This window comes from Alcanivorax sp. HI0083, assembly GCF_001635175.1.
Window position 1 is genome coordinate 1 of the sequence record NZ_LWFX01000775.1, and the last position, 611, is coordinate 611.

1 protein-coding gene is annotated in these 611 nt (G+C 49.8%); it reads right to left on the reverse strand.

Features of this window, described 5'->3' with window-relative positions:
• Nucleotides 1–28: 28 nt before the first annotated feature.
• On the reverse strand, nucleotides 29–493 hold the full coding sequence (locus A3754_RS07580) for a pilin (RefSeq protein ID WP_063519225.1): 465 nt from the start codon (nucleotides 491–493) through the stop codon (nucleotides 29–31).
• Nucleotides 494–611: the final 118 nt, after the last annotated feature.

Genomic DNA, 611 nt, shown 5'->3' on the forward strand with positions numbered 1-611 from the left:
TTTAGTCTAAGACAGTAGTTGTCTTATATTAGCTGCCTGCGCCACAACCAGTCGGCTGGTATTTTGCATCAGCAGTAGTAGCACAAGACCAAGCGCCAGCAGCAGTACGCGACCAAGTCAGTGAACTATCAGCCAAAGTAGTAGCTGCGCTGTCACCAAAACCAGCAGCAATAGAGGCCGTGCCATTAGCATCGATAGACACCGTCAGCTCACCTTCTGTATAGGAAGCACCGATCAGGTTGCTACCGGTCCAACCCAGATCACATTCACCAGGAGCAGGAGCACCACTATTCACAGGGGTGACTCGGCCCTCAAGGAGACACGTTTCAACCACAGTTTTCATCGCACCGGTTTCCTGCATTACGCGGGTAACCTGTGATTTAGCGACATAGTTCTGGTACTGCGGGATCGCTACAGCGGCCAGGATACCGATGATGGCAACCACGATCATCAGTTCGATAAGGGTGAAACCCTGTTGCATTTGCTTCTTCATGTTGTTTTCTCCAATCATTGGCAAATCTTGTTATGAGCCCACCCTTGGCGAGCATCTGCCAAGGGATAATGCACAGAGCGGGCCAACTTTTCTTCATGATGAAAAATCATTAGGAAAC

Bases quoted from the DNA above. Each gene is read 5' to 3' on its own strand.
- A3754_RS07580 (WP_063519225.1), bottom strand. From the start codon at position 493: ATGAAGAAGCAAATGCAACAGGGTTTCACCCTTATCGAACTGATGATC.